At 45.1% G+C, this 18,389-nt stretch carries 15 protein-coding genes and 1 rRNA gene; 7 read left to right on the top strand and 9 right to left on the bottom strand.

All coding sequences use genetic code 11. The features are described 5' to 3' along the window. Positions 1-28 precede the first annotated feature (28 nt). Genes FTV48_RS05940 through FTV48_RS05925 form a run of 4 tightly spaced genes read left to right on the top strand, consistent with a single transcriptional unit; the run spans position 29 to position 3,597 of the window. Positions 29-853, top strand: coding sequence for an acetyl-CoA carboxylase carboxyltransferase subunit alpha (locus FTV48_RS05940; RefSeq protein WP_005095813.1), 825 nt, complete (start codon positions 29-31; stop codon positions 851-853). Then, positions 790-2,166 (top strand): tRNA lysidine(34) synthetase TilS, encoded by a 1,377-nt coding sequence (tilS, locus tag FTV48_RS05935; protein WP_100534577.1) that lies wholly within the window; start codon positions 790-792, stop codon positions 2,164-2,166. Before FTV48_RS05940 ends, tilS begins: the two co-directional genes overlap by 64 nt. Positions 2,167-2,168: 2 nt before the next feature. Continuing rightward, positions 2,169-3,008, top strand: a complete 840-nt coding sequence (proC, locus tag FTV48_RS05930) for a pyrroline-5-carboxylate reductase (RefSeq protein ID WP_005095818.1) — start codon at positions 2,169-2,171, stop codon at positions 3,006-3,008. A gap of 19 nt (positions 3,009-3,027) precedes the next feature. Further along, entirely contained in the window at positions 3,028-3,597 is a 570-nt protein-coding gene (locus FTV48_RS05925; protein ID WP_005095820.1) for a YggT family protein, read from the top strand. A gap of 303 nt (positions 3,598-3,900) precedes the next feature. On the opposite strand, the gene polA is transcribed toward FTV48_RS05925, so the two are convergent. After that, entirely contained in the window at positions 3,901-6,663 is a 2,763-nt protein-coding gene (gene polA, locus FTV48_RS05920; protein ID WP_179999674.1) for a DNA polymerase I, read from the bottom strand. A gap of 161 nt (positions 6,664-6,824) precedes the next feature. On the opposite strand from polA, the gene FTV48_RS05915 reads away from it, so the two are divergent. Beyond that, positions 6,825-9,533, top strand: a complete 2,709-nt coding sequence (locus tag FTV48_RS05915) for a DUF2339 domain-containing protein (RefSeq protein WP_179999672.1) — start codon at positions 6,825-6,827, stop codon at positions 9,531-9,533. 47 nt (positions 9,534-9,580) lie between these two features. Here the strand turns inward: FTV48_RS05915 and FTV48_RS05910 are convergent, their stop codons facing one another. Further along, the gene (locus FTV48_RS05910) at positions 9,581-10,504 is read right to left on the bottom strand and encodes a mechanosensitive ion channel family protein (protein ID WP_005095828.1); all 924 of its coding nucleotides are present in this window, start codon (positions 10,502-10,504) and stop codon (positions 9,581-9,583) included. A 9-nt stretch (positions 10,505-10,513) separates the two neighbouring features. Further along, a complete protein-coding gene (locus tag FTV48_RS05905) occupies positions 10,514-11,293 on the bottom strand; it encodes a hypothetical protein (protein ID WP_167381259.1) in 780 nt (259 codons plus the stop codon). A gap of 144 nt (positions 11,294-11,437) precedes the next feature. Between FTV48_RS05905 and gspE the strand changes: the two genes are divergently transcribed. Then, positions 11,438-12,925: a type II secretion system ATPase GspE gene (gene gspE, locus FTV48_RS05900; protein WP_005172539.1), complete on the top strand. Its 1,488-nt coding sequence runs from the start codon at positions 11,438-11,440 to the stop codon at positions 12,923-12,925. Positions 12,926-12,974: 49 nt separating this feature from the next. Here the strand turns inward: gspE and FTV48_RS05895 are convergent, their stop codons facing one another. The 6 genes from FTV48_RS05895 to FTV48_RS05870 form a co-directional block, all read right to left on the bottom strand. After that, complete coding sequence (locus FTV48_RS05895; RefSeq protein ID WP_100355709.1) at positions 12,975-13,367, bottom strand: DUF4951 domain-containing protein; 393 nt, start codon at positions 13,365-13,367, stop codon at positions 12,975-12,977. 176 nt (positions 13,368-13,543) lie between these two features. Further along, positions 13,544-13,969: an organic hydroperoxide resistance protein gene (locus FTV48_RS05890; RefSeq protein ID WP_005095836.1), complete on the bottom strand. Its 426-nt coding sequence runs from the start codon at positions 13,967-13,969 to the stop codon at positions 13,544-13,546. Between the two features lie 105 nt (positions 13,970-14,074). Then, a complete protein-coding gene (locus FTV48_RS05885; RefSeq protein ID WP_179999671.1) occupies positions 14,075-14,902 on the bottom strand; it encodes a carbon-nitrogen hydrolase family protein in 828 nt (275 codons plus the stop codon). A gap of 20 nt (positions 14,903-14,922) precedes the next feature. Next, positions 14,923-15,441 (bottom strand): anti-anti-sigma factor GigB, encoded by a 519-nt coding sequence (gene gigB / locus FTV48_RS05880; RefSeq protein WP_004647542.1) that lies wholly within the window; start codon positions 15,439-15,441, stop codon positions 14,923-14,925. A gap of 112 nt (positions 15,442-15,553) precedes the next feature. Further along, positions 15,554-16,522, bottom strand: a complete 969-nt coding sequence (gigA, locus tag FTV48_RS05875; RefSeq protein ID WP_005095839.1) for an RsbU family protein phosphatase GigA — start codon at positions 16,520-16,522, stop codon at positions 15,554-15,556. A 102-nt stretch (positions 16,523-16,624) separates the two neighbouring features. Then, positions 16,625-17,515, bottom strand: a complete 891-nt coding sequence (locus tag FTV48_RS05870) for a VacJ family lipoprotein (RefSeq protein ID WP_074384079.1) — start codon at positions 17,513-17,515, stop codon at positions 16,625-16,627. Positions 17,516-18,055: 540 nt separating this feature from the next. On the opposite strand from FTV48_RS05870, the gene FTV48_RS05865 reads away from it, so the two are divergent. Then, positions 18,056-18,389: ribosomal RNA gene (locus tag FTV48_RS05865) — 16S ribosomal RNA — on the top strand; the annotation flags it as partial.

Here is an 18,389-nt window from a genome sequence, read left to right as displayed (position 1 = left end):
CCTTTATAGGGATGAAAACGGTTAACCTATGAAAAATAAAGCGACTCCATCAAAAGCATGGGCGACAGTGCAGATTGCACGTCATCCGGAACGTCCACAATTTCTGGACTATGTGGGTGAAATATTCACTGAATTTGATGCTTTACATGGTGACCGCCTATATGGTGATGATGGTGCGATGATCGGTGGTCTGGCGCGTTTTGATGGTCAACCGGTGATGATCGTCGGTCAGCATCGTGGTCGTAGTACCCGTGAAAAATTACAGCATAATTTTGGCATGAGTAACCCTGAGGGTTATCGTAAGGCGCAGCGTCTGTTAGATATGGCTGAACGTTTTAATCTGCCAGTCTTCACCTTTATTGATACCATGGGTGCTTATCCGGGAGTTGGTGCAGAAGAACGTGGTCAGGCTGAAGCCATTGCCACCAGTCTGGCGCAGCTTTCCAATTTGAAAGTACCGGTGATTGCAACTGTACTCGGTGAAGGCGGTTCAGGTGGCGCACTGGGTATTGGTGTGGCAGACCGTGTGGTGATGCTGTCTCACAGTATCTATTCAGTGATTTCACCTGAAGGCTGTGCATCGATTCTTTGGAAAACTGCCGAAAAAGCCGAACAGGCCAGTGAAGCCTTGGCGCTGACTGCAGAAAAATTGCAGAAAATGGGCATTGTAGAATATGTGGTGGATGAAGGTGAGGGCGCTCATTTAAATCCGGATCATGTCATGAACAGCTTGAAAGCAGTGTTGAAAGAAGCTTTGAATGAACTGCAACCAATGGAAGCGCAAGCACGATGCGAAGCACGTTACCAACGTTTAATGAAGTTTGGCAGCGACAATTTAGGTCTGGTTTCTTAAAACAGCTGCAGGGCTTTCCTGCAGAGACAAAATTTCTCATCGGGTGCAGTGGCGGCGTAGATTCTATGCTGCTACTGCATCTGATGTTTTTTTTATGCCCGGAAAAAGTTCGGGCGATTTATGTCGATCATCAATTACAAGTTTTCAGTGCAGATTGGGGTAAGTTCGTGGCTGATCGATGCCAGCAACTGAGTATTCCCTGCATCATCCAGCCGGTTCGGGTCGAAAATGGCAATCTGGAACAGCAAGCGCGTCATTGCCGTTATCAGGCTTATTTACAACATTTGCAAACGGATGAAATTCTGGTGTTGGCGCATCATCAACAGGATCAGGCAGAAACCTTAATGCTACGTTTATTGTCTGGTGCTGGCGTGGATGGTTTGGCGGCCATGAAACAGGTTGATGTACGTGAAAATCTCACCATTTGGCGGCCACTGCTGGATATTTCCCGTGAGCAGATTTGCCAATGGGCAAAACACTTAAATATTCAAAATATTGAAGATCCGAGCAATGCTGATACCCATTATGACCGGGCCTGGGCACGCCAGACCTTGTGGCCAGTTTTGAGTGAACGTTATCCGAAAATGCAGTCTGCGCTGGTACGCACCAGTGAACTGATGCAAGATGCCCAGGAAATTTTGCAAGAAGTATTACAACAAGATTTACAGGCGTGTGGAACCGATACGCAACTTGATTTGTCTAAACTTCTACAACTGTCAAGATCACGGCAACGCCAGTTACTCTCCGCCTGGATGAAAGGCGAAGCGCAGTATCGCCCCTCTTTAGATATGGTCGAGCGTCTGCAACGCGAGGTAATTCATGCCAAACCCGATGCGCAGGCGGCCTTACACTGGAAAGATTATTACTATGTACGCTATCAGCAGCAACTATATCGTTTGACAGAAGAGGTTTATTTGGCCGAGCAGCAACAGCTTCAAACTGGCCTAAAAACCTTGAAAATTGCGTTAAAAGATCATGTGCAGGTCTTGTCCGGAAAATATGTCATTGAATCTGCAAAGGTGGGTTTATCCACAGCATTATTGCAGCAGCCCTTATACTTGCAGCAGCGTCAGGGGGGTGAAAAGATCCATCTCTATGGTCGTGTTGGCGCCTGGCCGCTGAAAAAAGCCATTCAGGAAGCGCAAATATTTCCTTGGGTTCGGCATACTATTCAAATATTAAGCACAGATAATGTTATGCTAGGCGTGTTTACCCCTAAAGGATTTTGGTTGGCCCAATCTGCATATTGTGAAGCAGGGGGATGGCTGCCGATTTCGGTTTCTTCAACTTTAGAACTCAACAACGAGCATTAAACATGAGTGCAGCTTTAAATTGTAATATTAGTTTTATTGGTGGCGGTAATATGGCCCAAGCCTTAATTGGCGGCCTGATTTCGCGTGGTTTGCCAACAACACGTATTACAGTTTCTGATCCGGTCGAACAAGTCCGTGCCTTACTTGCGGAAAAAGAAATCAATGTGACCGATGATAATAGCGCTGCAATTCAGGATGCAGATATTGTGGTGTTTGCGGTAAAGCCTCAAGTTTTGGCACAAGTGTTACAGCCTTTAAAAGGTCTGGTCAATGATAAGCTGATTATTTCCATTGTTGCCGGTGCGGAAATAGCGACATTGGCAAGCTTATTGGGGACAGCGCGTATTGTACGGGTCATGCCGAATACGCCAGCCTTGGTACAAACCGGGGCGCATGGTCTATACGCCCATGAAGATGTAGAAAATAGTGACCGTGATTTGGCCAGTCAGGTTTTAGCCTCTACGGGCTTGACCATTTGGGTGAATTCAGAAGCGCAAATTGATGCGGTGACTGCTGTATCGGGTTCGGGGCCGGCTTACTTTTTCTATATGATGGAAAGTATGATTCGTGCGGGCAAAAATTTAGGGCTGGATGAAAAAGTGGCTACGGCGCTGACCTTGCAAACGGCTTTAGGTGCGGCACAAATGGCGATCACCAGTTCGAACACCCCAGCCGAGCTGCGTAAAAATGTGACCTCTCCAAATGGAACGACACAGGCAGCCCTTGAAGTCTTCGATCGCGCCCAGATTTCTCAAAATATTCAGGCCGCACTTGCCGCTGCACAAAAACGCAGTCAAGAACTGGCACAAGAGCTCAGTGAAAGCAGCAAATCTTCAGTTTAATTTTTAGGAACGTTCAAGTATGGGTGCAAATTCTGCGCTAATTTTTGGCATTATCATTAACGTCGCGATTTTGCTCGTATTCTTCCGATTTTTAATGCAATTGGCTGCTGTCAGCCCCTACAATCCCGTGGTTCTTTCGACTGTAAAAGCCACTAAAATTGTAGATGTGTTTGGTCGAATTTTCCCAACTTTGGCCAAAGGCCGTGTCAATACTGCCGCTTTGGCATTATTGGTGGTACTGTATTTGCTGAAAATTTTCGGCATGATGTATCTCTCTGGTGGCATGCCGAATGGTCCTGTGCATTTACTGATTTTGACCTTTGTCACCATGATGCAGGACTTGATCCGTTTCTGTCGTTATTTGATTTTCGCTACGATTATCTTAAGTTGGGTGGTGATGTTTACCCAGTCTCGTTCACCGTATATTGAAGTGGTTCAGGAGTTGGCTGAACCATTGCTGGCACCTTTCCGTAAGATTATGCCAAATATGGGGATGATTGATCTCTCTCCAATTTTTGCTATTTTAACCTTGATCATCATTGAAATGATCATGAACCAGGTGGCAATTGTATTGTTGACCGGTCTTTAATTGGATTCAAATAAAAAGGACGCTGAGGCGTCCTTTTTATTTGCGCCTCCTTTTTCTAAAGGGAGGTTGGGAAGGATTTAAATCTCCCCAAACCCCTCTTTTTCAAAGAGGGGCTTTACCTTACATCTTCCAACTCAAAATTATGGACTTCAAGAAAGGCATAGGAATAAGTAAATGAAAGTTCCTCTTCCTTTGGGATGGGGAGCATTGCTTCGTAAGGGAAGAGGGGATTAAAACTAACCTGCATCCCCTTGCCGAATATATGCCTCATCTCCTATAGGGAGGAAGGGGCTTAGAGACACATTAATGCGCCTTATCCCAGTTTTTACCTTTACCGACTTCAACCACCAACGGTACAGAAATCTGCAATACCGATTGCATGACTTCAGCCAGTTTCGGTGCCAATTCATCGGCAATAGCTTCATCGACTTCAAACACCAGTTCATCGTGGACTTGCAACAGCATTTTGGCCTGATCTTTTGGCAACATCTTGTCGACTTCAATCATTGCCATTTTAATGATATCTGCAGCCGAACCCTGTAGCGGGGCATTAATTGCAGCACGTTCTGCTGCTTTACGCACCATCATATTACGAGCATCAATATCCGGTGTATATAAACGACGACCAGAAACGGTTTCGACAAAACCTTGATCGAGTGCCACCTGACGGGTGCGTTGCATATATTCATAAATCCCCGGATAACGATGGAAATACTGTTTAATGTATTCTTGTGACTCTTGACGAGTAAAGCCCAACTGACGGGTTAGACCGAATTCAGACATGCCATAGAGCAGACCAAAATTCACGGCTTTGGCTTGGCGACGTTGATCATTTGTCACCTCTTCAAAAGCGATGCCCAAAACTTCTGCTGCAGTACGACGATGCACGTCCTGACCGTGATTAAAGGCATGTACCAAGGCTTCGTCTTGGGAAAAATGCGCCATGAGGCGTAATTCAATTTGTGAATAATCGGCAGCGAGTAGCACACGACCTTTCGGTGCTACAAAAGCTTTACGAATTTGACGGCCAATTTTCTCGCGAATAGGAATATTTTGTAAATTTGGATCTGTTGAAGATAGACGACCCGTTGCAGTCAGCGCTTGATGATAACTGGTGTGTACGCGGCCACTGTCATTATTGGCTTGTTTGCATAAACCATCGGTATAGGTGCTTTTCAGTTTAGACAGGCCACGATATTCCAAAATCAATGCGGCAATCGGATGATCCAGTTTTTCTAAAATACTTTCACTGGTGCTGTATTGGCCAGTCGAGGTTTTTTTGCCGCCTTTGAGGCCGAGCTTATCAAACAAAATTTCACCGACTTGTTTTGGTGAGCTGACATTAAAACTTTGGCCTGCTAATTCAATAATCTGGTTTTCCAGATTCTGAATGGTTTGTGCAAATTCTTCACTGAGCTGGTCAAGGAAATGCACGTCTAACTGAATGCCATTTTCTTCCATTTTCGTTAATACACGTGCCACCGGCATTTCAATGCGATGCAAAAGCTGACTTAATTCAGGATGGACTTTGAGTTTTTCATCCAAAACTTCATAAAGACGATAAGTGACATGAGCATCTTCAGCAGCATAATGTGCAGCGGTTTCCAGCGGAATCTGGTTAAAGGTTTTCTGTTTGGCTCCTTTACCGGCAACTTGTTCATAGGTCGTGGTCAGATGGCTCAAATACAGACGCGCCACATCATCCATACCATGACGGGTTGCCACAGAATTCAGCACATACGATGCCAGCATGGTATCAAAATACCAGCCTGCCAAATGAATGCCATGATTTTCCAGTACATGCGCATCGTATTTCAGATGATGACCAATTTTCTGTACGCTGTCATCTTCCAGAATCGGCTTGATCTGTGCCAAGATGACTTCACGATTGAGCTGTTCCGGTGCGCCTTCATAATCATGGGCCAAAGGAACATAGTAAGCATCGTTGGCATCAAAGGCGACCGAGAAGCCGACAATCTGCGCGATACGATAATCCAGACTGGTGGTTTCAGTATCAAAGGCAAAACGTTTTTCGCTACTTAAGCGCGCAAACAGCTTGTCCCAGTCCTGCTGGTTTAACACACTATGATAGGTTGCTTGACCTAGCTGATCATCGCCACTGGTCACAGAAGCATGATCTTCTGTGGTGTCTGGCAGAGTTGCCGGTTTGGCGGTAATGGATCTTGCCGCCTGTTTATAATTTGAATGATTCGGGTTGTTTGGGTGATCTAAGGATTGTAGCTGATTACGAAATTCCAGCTCGGTGTACAAATGACGTAAGGTCTCGACATTCGGCTCACCCAGTTTTAAATCGTCATAACCAAAGTTAAGATCCAGATCGATCACAATACTGGCCAGTTGATGGTCCAGTGCAATGCCATCCACATGCTCTTTAATATTTTGACCAACTTTGCCTTTGATCTTGTCGACATTTTCTAAAATGCCGCCAATCGAACCATATTCGGTTAGCAGTTTTGCCGCGGTTTTGGCACCGACACCCGGCACGCCCATGATGCCATCAGAAGCATCGCCCATCAGGGTCAGGTAATCAATAATCTGATTTGGCCATACGCCAAACTTTTCAAACACGCCATCGACATCCAGCGGCTTTTCTTTAAAGCTGTCTTCCAGGGTCACTTTGTCTGTGACCAATTGCGCCATATCTTTATCACCAGTCGAAATCAGCACCTGATGTCCCAAGGCTTCGGCACGTTTGGCCAATGTTCCGATAATGTCATCGGCTTCGGCACCCGGCAAGGTATGCAGGGGAATACCCAGTGCACGAATCAAGGCATGCAAATAAGGAATCTGTTCGGATAATTCCGTCGGCATGCTCGGGCGGTCACCTTTATAAATCGGTGAAAGCTCATGCCGGAACGTCGGTTCTGGCGTATCGAAAATCACCGCCATATGGGTCGGTTGGATCCGACGCATCAGTTTTTGAATAGCAGAAATCGCACCACGAATTGCATTGGTATGTAAACCGGTTGACGTGGTTAATGGTGGCAGTGCATGAAAGGCACGAAATAAAAAGTAAGAGCCATCGACCAAGACAAATGGTGGCATGTAATCAATTCCTTATTCAAAATACAGCGCTATTGTACGTGATTTTTACTGCGCTCGCTGAGGCGAGTCTGAGTTTACAGCTTAGCGAATATCGGCTGAAGATGAAATAAGCAGCACAAGCTGTTGTATGATGGAATGATTCAGGAAAGAGAAATATAAGAATGGCTGCAGGACGCAATGAGTTACGCATGATCTGGCTGATTACTCTGCTAATTGTTGGGATCAGTGCTTGGTATCTGGATTATCAGATTGTGACTTATCTGTGTGGTGTGGGTTTTCTCTTCAGTGTGATGCAATATGTCAGCGCAGTAGAAGCCCCGCTACAGCAACTGGCTGCACAGCAGCAGAGGTCTCTGGAACGCAATTCGAAAGTTCCTTTATATGTCTCTTCAATTATTGCCATTGTCGGTGGGCTGGCCGAGCTTGACTGGTTGATGGGCATCGGGATTACCGCCTGGGTGTTCTTTTTACTCCGATGGCTGCAACGTCTGGAAGGGCGCTTGATACAGTTACAGTCGCAATCTTATTCTGCCGATCCACCACCCTCGACACCACCGAACTGGTCTGATGCTGCACCTGTGACTGCTCAACCGGCTCTAAATTCTCAGTCCACGCCTAATCTCATCGATCAAGTGCAGCGCTGGATCTTTCAGGGCAATCCGGTCTTAAAAGTCGCCATTAGTATTTTAGTGATCGGGATTATTTTGTTGCTGCGTTTTGCCACCGAGCACTGGCAGCTGAGTCTGGCTGCTAAATTAGGTCTGGTTGCGCTTGCCAGTTTGTTTGTAACAGGACTGGGCTATCGGCTGATTCCTAAAAACCGCAGTTTTGCTCTGGCGCTGGAAGGATTAGGTTTAGGGAGTTTGTTTCTGACATTATTCTTTGCCTATTACAATCTGGTGATTCCAACACTACCGCTGGCAGCATGTGTATTTATCATCATTTTGGCAATGACGCTGTATTTAAGTCTGAAACAGGAAAGTATCGAACTGGCCATAATGGCTTTGCTGATTGCTTATCTGGCGCCGTTTACCTTGCCAATCCGAGATGCTTCCGCTGTTGAGCTGATCAGTTATTACTTGCTGATTAATGTCGGGGTGGCAGTGCTGAGCAGCTTCCGCCCCTGGAAAATTCTCAATCAGATTGCCTTTTTAATTACGGCGATTGTCGGTGGAATGTATAGCCTGATTCATGGTGATACTCATGAGCGTTATGCCATGACTGCGCTGATTCTGGCGCATAGTGCGCTGTTTATCTGGCTGGGTTTTCGTTTTAGCCAGTTGCTGGCACGACAGGATTTGTCCCGTTTTCAGCTAAAACCGGTACTCGACTTGGCCTTGATTTTTGCCGCACCGATTACTGCTTATATTTTTCTGTATCTGATTCACTTTAATCAGCCCGATCAAAAACTCTGGCAAGCCGGTCTAAGTCTGTTGTTCGCAGGGGTCTTTGCCACTTGTTGGACTTTATTGCGCCAAAAACAAACGATTCAGCTTATTTCACAAAGTTATCTGAGTCTGATGCTGATTTTTCTGGCACTGGTGCCACCGATCTTATTGACCGAACAATGGAGTGTGGTTGGTTGGGCTGTGGAAGGGGTACTAATTTATCTGTGGGCCTTAGAGAAAAATGTCCGGGTGGCGCATTATTTAAGTATGGGCTTATTGTTGATGGCCGGATTTAGCAGCCTGTATTATCTGGTCGAAATCAATCCCACACCGCGGATGATTTTCTGGATTTTGAGTCTGTGTTATGTGGCAGTGGTGGCGATCAGTCAGCTCAAAGAAAAATACCAGCAGCAACTGGATAGTCTGAGTATCAGTTTTTTAAGTAGTTTAAGTGTTGCAGCCAGTTTAATGCTCTTTGCTTTGCTGGAAGATGAATTTTCGAGTCAGCATGCCTATGTGTTGAGTTTATTCATCATCACACTGGGCTATGTGCTGTTGAATGAAATGATTCTGCGCAAAAATCAGCAATGGTCCTGGTTGCTACCGAAGTGGAGTGGTATCTCACCCTTGCTGGTCATTGCAGTGATTTTGACACTGGATCGCAGTCAAAATGCGGTGATTGTCTGGGATAGCGGTCTGGAGCGCGGGGTTTTTGCCCTTTCGGCGATGCTATTAGCGATTCTGTGGCTCAGACCGCTGGCTGGTTTGCAGCTATCCAAAGAATGGATGAGTTTGGGCGTTTTTAGCAGTTTGGCTTTGGCCAGTCTGTGTCTGATCCCGAGCATGCCTTATTTCAGTATGGTGATCTTACCTTTATTGTTTTGCCTGTGGTGCTATCGACAGGACCTGCAATCAGGCTGGCAGCAGCTTTGGCAAACCAAGTGTTGTTTATTGCTGATGGCCACTTGGCTGGTATGTTCACAGTTATTTAGTCAGCAAGCATTCCAGTATTACTGGTTGCCGATTCTGAATCCTTTTGACCTGATCAGTATCGCCATGTTTGCCAGTTTTATCTGGATGCTGTTGCAACAGATTAAGGTTGGCCGTGATAAGGGCATGATCGCAGTCTTGATGGTGTTGAGCCTGTTATGGCTTTCCAGTTATATGGTTTTAAGAGCTTTACATGTGTATTTACACACGCCGTTTAATGATATGGAGCTATGGGGTAATGCGACGGTGCAACTCAGCTTGACTGTACTTTGGGTATTACTGGCCTGGATCACCATGTGGACGGCAACCTTAAAAAACCTGAAGCCGATGTGGATTTTAGGCGGCAGTATTCTGGTGGTTGTGACCTTAAAATTGGTGCTCTTTGACCTGTCGCATATTGGCACCCTGACGCGAGTCATTTCCTTCTTGCTGGCAGGTGGGGTGATGCTGCTGATTGCTTATATTGCGCCGATGCCAGAGAAAACTGATTGAATCCTCTCCCTAAGCCTCTCCTTTAAAAAGAAGAGGGAATCGAAGGGTTATTTTAGATCAGGCTCTCTTTTGAGGGCCTTGTCATTGGCATATTGGTCAATATCAACATTCTCTAAGGGGCGAGATAATGGATGGTCGACAAAGCCCATTTTCGGCACTGGAATTTCAATCTGATTATCGACAAAGCCATTACGAATCCGTTCCTGCATTTCATCGCGTACTTTCAGATAATTTTCTTGCTGGCACCAGATCGCAAATAACAACTCGATGGATGATTCACGAAAGGCGGTAACGGTGACTGCAGGTTTCGGGTCAGCCAAAACTAATGGATACTTATTGGCGACATCCAGCAGCACTTCTCGTACTTTAATAATATCTTCGTGGAAATTGATCGCCAGCGTAATCGGAATACGCCGTATCGGAAATTTTGACAGGTTCTGTACCGGTGCCCGAATCAGCTGTTCATTCGGCAAACGTACATAGATATTATCCTGCGTGAGGAGTTTGACTGAAAGCAGGTCAATCGAAATCACTTCACCTTCAATGGTATGCCCACGAATCAAGGTGATTTGAATAGTATCGCCGACTTCGAAAGAACCCTCACCAATCAGGAACAGACCGCTGATCAGGTTGGATGCCGAGGTTTGTGACGCAAAACCCAAGGCTACGGTGAGAATCCCGGCAGCCCCGAGGAAGACACTCAGTTTAAAACCGGCTTCTTTCAGGCTGGCCATTACAAACAGCAGGAAAATAAAATAGAAAATCCCGCGGCGCCAGACCAGCTTCTGATGGGCATTAAAACGTACACCAATGGTCCGAATAAAGGTATTGGAAATAAAGCGCGCAATCAGGAAACCAATAAAACATAACACCACCGCGACCAAAATTTCGGTTAAACGGTCGGTATTGATATTGGTAAATACTCCCTTCAGGCTGTTGGTGACTTCGGTCGGAATATTTGAACTTGGCATCAGACGCCCTTAGAAAAATGAATCAAACATATTAAATAAAGCGCCCGCCGGATCACGCGGTGGATGCAGATAGGCGACTTCACCGGCATTTGGCGGGGTACGGTTCTCCACCCGAATACGCGGTGGGCGGTCCGAACCTTCATGCAAGACCCGGATTTGCGAGGTCCATAAGCGCCCGGTACTTTCACTGTAAAATAACGGCAGGGCAGGCACCGGGACATTCATCCGGTCAAAGCGCAATTGCTGGTTACTGGTATTGTGAAATTCAATCGGTGTAACCGCACGAAAAGCGCGTGGATGCAATTGTTTCAGTTCAGTTCTGCCATCGACTGCAGTGGCATAGCAGATTTCACCTGAGCGATGATTGGGCCCAAACCAAGTGTCTTTTGGCAAGATCACAGGGAGATCAAAAATTGGTTCGCGCTGACCCTCGACAAAACCGGCAATCCATAAGGGCGTGCTGATATAAAGCGTACCACGTTGTCCGGCAGGAATATAAATCGGATCAACCGGCTTGATCACCACCGAACGGTTTGCTAAACGTGGCATCAACTGTAATTTATTTTGGGTGGATTTGAACATATAACGTTCAATGTGCACCGGCGCTGGAAAGGCAAAGTTCGGATCATCAATCTGATGCCATTGCTGCTCATAATCATATTGCACCACAGGACGATAGTATTCCAGTCGCCATTCCTGAATGCCTCGAGTCAGACGAAACAGCAAGGAACCAAACTGCCAGGCTTTGGATTGATTTATTTCAAAAATCTGTTCTCCCCACCAGCGCATTTTCGCTGTATTCGGGATTAATTCATCTTTATCTTGCGGCAATGTTGGCACCCTTTCTTGCTAAATCTTTGAAAACATACTTCACGCTGTCATATGCTTAGAGTACACTCAATTTAAATTTTTTCATCATTATTATAATTCACGATGCAAGTACTTAAACAATTACAAATCCCATATAGCTTCGCCAAGCGCCATGGTGTGCTGTTGCGTTATGAGGGAGATCAGGCCTTTATTCTGCGTCGTGACAATACCTCGATGCTTGCATTGCAGGAAGCGCGCCGTCTGCTCGGTTATCCGGCTCATTTTCAGCTGTGCAGCGAACAGGAATTTAACCAGTTACTCAGCTCCAGTTTTGCCGGAGATAGCGGCGAATCACAACAGGTGGCTGCGGGTCTGGAAGATCATCCGGATTTACTCAGTCTGGCCGATTCCGTACCTGAAGCTGAAGATCTGATGGATCAGGAAGATGATGCGCCGATTGTACGACTGATCAATGCATTATTGTCTGAAGCGATTCGGGTCGGGGCTTCCGATATTCATATTGAATCTTTTGAGAAAAAACTGTCGGTACGTTTACGGGTCGATGGCCAGCTCCGTGAAATTGTCCAGCCGCGCCGTGAACTTGCGCCGCTTTTGGTCTCGCGGATTAAAGTCATGGCCAAACTGGATATTGCGGAAAAGCGCATTCCACAAGATGGTCGTATTTCCTTGCGTCTGGCCGGACGTGAAGTCGATGTCCGTGTATCTACTTTGCCATCCTCTCATGGTGAGCGTGTGGTGATGCGTCTGCTGGACAAGCAGGCCGGTCGTTTAAATATGACCCATTTGGGCTTGATGAATAATGACTATGATCGACTGAAAACTCTGGTGCATCGTCCACACGGCATTATTTTAGTCACTGGCCCCACCGGTTCGGGTAAAACCACCACCTTATATGCCGCACTTTCTGACCTGAATGATGGTTCCAAAAACATCCTCACCGCTGAAGATCCGATTGAATATCAACTGGAAGGTATTGGTCAGACCCAGGTGAATACCAAAGTGGATATGACCTTTGCACGTGCCTTAAAAGCCATGCTGCGCCAAGATCCTGATGTGGTGATGGTGGGTGAAATTCGTGATCTGGAGACCGCAGAAATTGCGGTGCAGGCCTCCTTGACCGGGCATTTGGTGTTGTCGACCCTGCATACCAATACCGCGATTGGTGCAGTCACGCGTTTGAAAGATATGGGCATTGAGCCGTTCCTGCTTTCAAGCTCCCTGATTGGGGTAATTGCCCAGCGTCTGGTCAGAACGTTATGTCCGCATTGCGCGACCTGGCATGAAGCAGATGCTTTTGAAAAGAAACTGTTTGAAAATATTGAACATCCACAGGATTTAAGACTGCCGCAACCACAGGGTTGTGAGCGCTGTGGCAATACTGGTTTTAGCGGGCGTACTGCGATTTATGAAATTGTGCCCGTCGATGATCATATGCGCCGTCTGGTTCATGGCAATGCGGCCGAATACGAAATAGAAAGTTATGCACGGCAGCAATCCGGTTCGATTCGGGATGATGGTCTGCGCAAAGTTTTGGCAGGGAAAACTACCATTGAAGAAGTATTACGGGTCACCAATGAAGCAGCAGAATAATTTTTTAATCTGCTGCTTTTAATGACTTATCCTCAGGATATCTGGATATTTACCAGAGGCTGACGATTTTTTTCATCAGTTGGGCCCGAAAAGGTGCAGTCGGATTGCCCGGATTCCGCTGAGTTTCATTTTCATAGAAGGTCTGCCAGGCCTGCGCCATTTCTAAAGTAACCCCATCCTGTTTCATTTTTTCAACATCGGCTGTGGTGACACGCTGGAAACGGACTTCGGCATCTTTGGGGCCAGCACCCCAACCAATGATACCTTTACCAAATTCAGGCAGAATCATATTGTTGGGTGTTGCAGGAATGGGCAGACGTTCAATCCCGGCATTAACTACAGATTTTACTTGGGGGCGAACTTTTTCTGAAATTTGCAGCTCTGCAAAAGAGGCAGTCGCAATGCTGAACAGGAGAGAACTAGAGATAAATAATTTAAACATAAGGTGATTTAAAATAAATTATTGCAAATAAGAATCATTATATATAAGTATTAAGATTTTTGCTTTTGTTTTGAAAATAGAATTGGCCTTTAAGGGAAGATGCAGCGATTAAAATTTTATAATAGCGCTCTAGCTATCCTGAAGCATTTTTTCAGGATAGCGGTTGAATCGAAAAATTAAGTAATGACGTTTAAGTTCACATCAATATTATTGCGGGTTGCATTTGAATACGGACAGACAATATGCGCGGCATCTACCAGTTTTTGCGCTTCTTGCTGATCCATACCTTCAAGATGGATATTTAAAGTCACCTCAATACCAAACCCGGTCGGAATTGGACCAATTCCTACATCACCCTCGATATAAGCATCTTTACTCATATTCAGTTTGTCACGATTGGCAACAAATTTCATCGCACCCAAGAAACATGCCGAATAACCTGCGGCAAAGAGCTGTTCAGGGTTGGTTCCACCACCAGGTCCCCCCATTTCTTTGGGCACGGCCAATTGTACATCTAAAATCTGATCGTCAGAGGTGGCGCGGCCATCACGACCACCTGTGGCTTTGGCATGTGCGGTATAGACGGCTTTTTCTAATGACATGAGCTTAATCCCTATTTATTGTTCATGGAGCTTCTATGCTCGGCGATTTTGCCTGAAGAATAAGCAGGGATTTTGTTAATTTATGCAAGTATCCGGGCAGGTTTCTTAAGAAAGTTGTAGCAGTTTACGATGTTGCATTAAAGGCATGGATTCACGGATTTTTTGCTGTTCACTTAAATCAAAGTCCACCGTAATCAAATGGGAGCCATCAGCATGGATCATATTCAACAGTTGGCCGCGGCTATTGGTGGCAGCTGCATGCCCCCAAGTCTGACGTTTTTCACCATGCCAGCCTTGTTGAGCAGCGCCAAGTACCGAACACTGGCTATCCATGGCACGGGTTTGCAGCAATAACTGCCAGTGCATTTCACCGGTGGTATAGGTAAATGCAGAAGGCGCAGTCAGCAGGTTTGCACCCTTAGCACGTAAGCTTAAAGCCAGTTCTGGAAAGCGCAGGTCATAACAGACCATCAAGCCGATATTGCCAAAAGGAGTTTTCGCGACGACCACCTCTGTACCAGGTTCAAAGAATTTGGACTCCTGATAACCACCAACGGCATCGCCGACTTGCACATCAAACAAATGAATTTTGTCATAACGCGCTTCAGTTCGTTCAGGACTGATACACAGACTGACAGTACGCACCCGGCCATCTTGAATGATTGAGCCATCCGGACGATAAGGGCAGGGCAAAGTCCCGGCCACAATCCAGGTTTGATATTGATGGGCAAGTTGTTCCAGACGTTGTTGAATGACTTCAAATTGTGCAGCAGTTTCGCGTTGTTTGCCTGCTGCGAAACAGACGAAATTTTCCGGGAAAACAATTAACTCAGCACCATTGGCCTTACTTTGTTGAATTAAAGACTCAATCTCCACAAAATTGGCGTCAATTTCATTTTGAGAATTCATTTGTGCAACAGAAAGTAAAGTCATGCGGTCCTCTTATATAGTCGTTATACCTTTTGCTCGGAGATTTTATCTAAATTGTCTTGCTCTTTCTGTAACTGTTTGACTAAAGGTTCAAACATATTCTGGTTGCTTTGATTTAGCTTCATCAAGGTTTTATGCGCATCCAGAACGGTATTTAGCATATTTTGATGCGTGACATGTTCTTCCATCAGCGCACGGGTGCAGACATTCGGATCGCCACAATAATTCAGAATCACAAACACCTGGCTCAGTCCCATACTGTTGGCCAAAGTAGTAATGTCGGAATTAGTGGAAAGCATAACAGCTTGGATATTATGTACTTGCTTGAGTTTCAGTCCTAACTTGGCCAAAACACCCAGTACGGTACTGTCAATAAAACTGGTTTCGGTGAGATCAACGATAGCGCCAACTACGTTGTCCTGCTGTTCAATTTTGTTCAGTAATTTGTCTAGACTAATACAAGATTGGGCACGCACTTCGCCGATAAGCTTAAAAATATGCGTTCCATTCAGACTTGCATATTCAACATGACCTGTTGACATATAAATGCCATTTGCAGAGAAGGATATTAAATTATCCCATAGGGTGTATTGATACTCAAGTAGCTGAAAGTGGTAATCAAATTAAGTGCTTATAAAGTCTGTAAATATACTGCTAATTTACGCGGATAAAGCTTAAAAAGGCGATATCGTCGGCCACATGTTCTGGAGCCTGAAATGACTCATTCTGCAAGTGATGTAATAATTGCGAAAATTGCTCATTTAATCCACCATCAAAGGGTTCCAGTGCACCATCTGAACAGATGATAAAACGGGCATTAGGGCTTAATACCCATTCGTTTTCTTCAACCTCAAGCTCTTCGGTCAGACCTAAAGGGAAGCTGCTGGTAGAGAAAATCTTAGGCTCTTGATTGGGTTCAAATATAATCGGTGGGGGATAATGTCCGGCACTGGACCATTTTAATACATGGGTTTCCAGATTTAAAATCCCGGCAATCATGGTGATGTGCTTTTCAATATTTTCCTGCATTAGCATGCCGTTAAGCTTTTTAATCAGCTCGCGCGGCGTTTTGGAGCGACCGTGAAAAGCAGCCATCCAGGACGTGAGTAAACTACTGGTGACGCCATGTCCAGATACATCGGCCAAATAGAAAATCACTTCTTTGTCGCTAATTTTCCAGTAATCATACCAATCTCCTGAAAGATAGGCTGAAGGCTGAAAATAAGTTTCGACCTCATAATTGGTCAGTTTAATCGGGTTGGGTAACAATCTTTTTTGTAGTTCTGCCGCAGAAGGCAGATCACGGCTATCCTGGTTACGTTTATATTGCGCATCAATTTTTTGCAGCGCCAGGTCAGGATTTTCAGGAAGTTTATTCCAGATCCAGCCTGCCAGCGCCCCTTGCTCCCAAGCCTGAGCCAACGCTGTGCCTTCATGCTCTAAGGCCAGCACAATGGTAGGCAGATTCCACTTATATTTCAGATAGTCATGTACATCTGCAATTGCGATAATCGTAGAATCATACAGCTCATGATCATCCAGATAGATCATCTGAATATGCGGAAGCGTATCAAGTACCTGATCTAAATAGGGAATATCACGAGTCGGTTGAATGAAATACATAAAAAAGTGATTCGATCTCAGGGTTGGTTATACGATGTACTATAACAAGCAAGGTATTGCTAGCGAACAGATTTCACTAGCAATCATACATCAAGCATGAACTTAAAGATCTTCTTCTGAAGATTCAATATTGTTCTCATCAAAAGGTATATCTTCAGAACTATCTTCTTCGAAGTCATCTTCTAGGAATAGGGTATCTTGTTCTGTACCTTTCTTTTCAGCAATCGCGTAATTGGTGCGTTGCAAGTAAATATCCCGAATCTGGGCATAACGATCACCGGTCAGCACCCCTTCAACATCCAGTATTTCCGAGCGGTTATCAATGGCACGCCAGAACTGGTCGGTCCAGTAAAGCCCATCTTCATCTTCGAGAAGATATTTTTGTGGGCGGGTTTGACTATCTACAGCAGTACCAATCACCCCACGCACTGAACTTGGGCCTAAAAATGGCAACATAATATAAGGACCAGACGCAACACCATAATAACCCAAAGTAGTTCCAAATCTCTCGTCTTCATGACTTAAACCAAGGCGACGTGCCGGATCAGCCAAACCTAAGGTCGTTAAAGTATTAATGGTAAAACGTCCCAAGGATTTTGCTGCGCGGGTCGGACGGCCCTGAATCAGCTGATTGACTACATTCCAGGGTTCACCCAGGTTATTACGGAAATTGGTGTAGCTACCGCGGACATCCTGTGGAACTTTCTCAACATACTGAACAGCTATAGGACGTACCACAGTACGGTCAATCGCATCATTAAACTGATAAATCTTTCTATTTAACGGTTGGAAAGGATCTTTGACTTCTTCAGCCTGTGCTGCACTGGCATCGACTTTTAGCTGTGTCTGTAATTGTTGTGCCTTGGCCGATATTTTGGTTCTGAGTGGCGTTTTCAAAGATTCATTTTCCACATCCGTGTTGACCTCTGCGAAAACATGTACGCTTGATACTAGAGAAAATAAGCATATAGATAAGTAAATAGAACGATGCATAAGGAAACCCGAGGCCTTGTCTGAGTAAGGAGCACTACTTATTAGTATAAAAATAATAAACGTTATATTCACGAATAGACATCATTTAAGCAAATTTGTATAAAAAATGAATGAAAATACACAAAAAGAGTAAAAAATGTACATGCAAAATAATTTTCTTGAAAAAGGTGTTGCAAGCGCTCTGAAATCCTGTAGAATGCACATCCATCGGCAGTGATGAAGATTAAAACTTCTGATAAAACAGTAACTTAGCACGAAGTGTTAAGATTAGGTTTTGTTGGATAAGTTTAAATTAATTTGAATTACGGATTGACACTTTAGAAATTCAGTGTAATATAGCCGACCTAGCTTGCTGGTGACGAATCAGCAAGAAGATCATTAAGAGCTTATGAAGAACAACTTGTGTGGATTTTTACTGGTTGATCGATCGAAATTATTTTCATTGATTGATGGTAGAAATTACTCGAAGTTTATTTGAGAAATATTTGTCAGAAAATTGATGAGCCAAGATTGGTACCCTTTAAAGGTACTACTGATTTTAAACTGAAGAGTTTGATCATGGCTCAGATTGAACGCTGGCGGCAGGCTTAACACATGCAAGTCGAGCGGGGAAAGTTGCTTCGGTAACTGACCTAGCGGCGGACGGGTGAGTAATGCTTAGGAATCTGCCTATTAGTGGGGGACAACATCTCGAAAGGGATGCTAATACCGCATACGTCCTACGGGAGAAAGCAGGGGATCTTCGGACCTTGCGCTAATAGATGAGCCTAAGTCGGATTAGCTAGTTGGTGGGGTAAAGGCCTACCAAGGCGACGATCTGTAGCGGGTCTGAGAGGATGATCCGCCACACTGGGACTGAGACACGGCCCAGACT

This window comes from Acinetobacter sp. YH18001, from assembly GCF_013416975.1.
GTDB classification, from domain to species: Bacteria; Pseudomonadota; Gammaproteobacteria; order Pseudomonadales; family Moraxellaceae; genus Acinetobacter; species Acinetobacter pseudolwoffii.
Note: the sequence above shows the minus strand (reverse complement) of the source record. Positions and strands in the feature narration are given on the sequence as shown.